At 75.9% G+C, this 1,825-nt stretch carries 2 protein-coding genes; both read right to left on the bottom strand.

All coding sequences use genetic code 11. The features are described 5' to 3' along the window. The coding region (locus E4P40_RS27420; RefSeq protein WP_135161443.1) for a response regulator transcription factor at positions 1–574 on the bottom strand (574 nt) is incomplete at its 3' end. Next, positions 571–1,755, bottom strand: a complete 1,185-nt coding sequence (locus tag E4P40_RS27415; RefSeq protein ID WP_135161442.1) for a histidine kinase — start codon at positions 1,753–1,755, stop codon at positions 571–573. The genes E4P40_RS27420 and E4P40_RS27415, both read right to left, overlap by 4 nt. Between the last annotated feature and the right edge of the window lie 70 nt (positions 1,756–1,825).

Genomic DNA, 1,825 nt, shown 5'->3' with positions numbered 1-1,825 from the left:
GCGCGACGTGGGTCTTCACCGTGCCCTCCCCCAGGACCAGCCGGCCGGCGATCTCGGCGTTGGAGAGGCCGCGCGCGACGAGCCGGAGCACCTCCTCCTCGCGTGCGGTCAGCTGCTCGACGCCCTGCGCCGGCGCGGCCGTCCGGGAGCGGGACACGAAGTCGTCCAGCAGTCGGCGCAGCAGCGACGGCGCGAGCAGCGCGTCGCCGGTCACGGCGGTGCGGACGGCGGCGACGAGCTGCTCACGGGGCATCGACTTGAGCAGGAACCCGGTGGCGCCGGCGCGCAGCGCCTCGACGACGTGCTCGTCGGCGTCGAACGTGGTGAGCATGACGACCGCCGTCCGGATCGCCGGGTCGGCGCTGATCCGGCGCGCGGCCTGGATGCCGTCGAGCCGGGGCATGCGGATGTCGACCAGCGCGACGTCGGGCCGCAGCTCGCGGCACATGGTCAGCGCGTCGACGCCGTCGGCCGCCTCCCCGACGACCTCGAGATCCGGCTCGGCCTCCAGGATCATCCGCAGCCCGGCGCGGACGAGCGCCTCGTCGTCGGCCAGCAGGATGCGCACCGTCATGTCCGGGCCGGCTCCGGGGCGGGGACCGGCAGGACGGCGAGTGTGCGCCAGCCCGGGCCGTCGTCCCGTGGCCCGGCCACCACCCGGCCGTCGAACAGGGCGACCCGTTCCCGGATCCCCGCCAACCCGAAGCCGGCGCGTTCCGGGTCGGCCGCCGCGCCTGGGCCGTCGTCGGTGACCTCGACCTCCAGCGAGTGCTCGGCGTAGTGCACCCGCACGCGGACCCGGGCGCCGGGCGCGTGCTTGAGCGCGTTCGTCACCGACTCCTGTGCGATGCGGTAGCCGGTCGCCTCGACCGCGGCCGGCAGCGGTCGGACCCGGCCATCCACGGCCACCGCCACGTCCCGCCCGCTGACGGCGGCCGCCTCGGCCAGGCCCTCGACGGCGGCGAGCGTGCCCGGATGGTCAGTGGTGTCGCCCGAGTCGTCGCGGAGGACGCGGAGCAGCCGCTGCAGGTCCGCCAGCGCCGTCCGGCCCGCGTCGAGGACGACGTCCAGGGCGCGCCCCGTCGCCGGCTCCCGGCCGCCGAGGCCGGCCTGGGCGGCATCGGCGTGCAGCAGCATGAGCGTCACGCCGTGGCCGACGACGTCGTGCATCTCGCGGGCGATCCGCCGTCGCTCGGCGGCCAGCGCGGTGGCGCGCGCCAGCTCCTCGTCCCGCACCTGCGCCCGTGCGGCCGTGGCGTCGCGCTCCGCGGCGACGGCCCGGTCGAGCCGCTCCCGCGCCAGCCGCGCGAAGACCCAGACGACCGCCGGGATCGCCGCGTTCGCGATCTCGTCGACGACGCTGACGCCGTCGGTGACGAACGGATAGACCTCGATCGCCGCGACGATGACGAGGAGCCCGAGGAAGGCATCGCCGCGCCGGTCGGCGTACTGGGCGACGGAGTAGGTGACGATCAAGAGGGCGACGAAGCCCGACAGCACCGGTGCGTCGCCGAGCACGGTCTGGAACGCGAGGCCGACCGCCACCACGACGGCGGCGGGAAGCGGCCGGAGCCGCCGGACGGCGAGGCTGCCGGTCATGACCGCGAACGCCACGATCTGCAGCGGCAGCTGGTCGAGGACGTCGGGGGCGAGGACCACGAGCTCGACCTGCGCGGCGAGCGTCAGCACCAGGGCCAGGAGTCCGTCGCGCGCCCACACCGGCAGGCCCCGCCACCTGCTCCACAGTCCGGACATGGCGGGAGCGTAGGGCGGCACCGGCGTTGCGGACGTCTGTCGCTCGGCCGATCACCCGTCTGCCGGACGG

This window comes from Blastococcus sp. CT_GayMR20 (assembly GCF_004570345.1).
Note: the sequence above shows the minus strand (reverse complement) of the source record. Positions and strands in the feature narration are given on the sequence as shown.

What these genes read in the sequence shown, in the direction of transcription:
- E4P40_RS27415 (WP_135161442.1), bottom strand. Translation starts at nt 1,755, where the DNA reads ATGTCCGGACTGTGGAGCAGGTGGCGGGGCCTGCCGGTGTGGGCGCGC.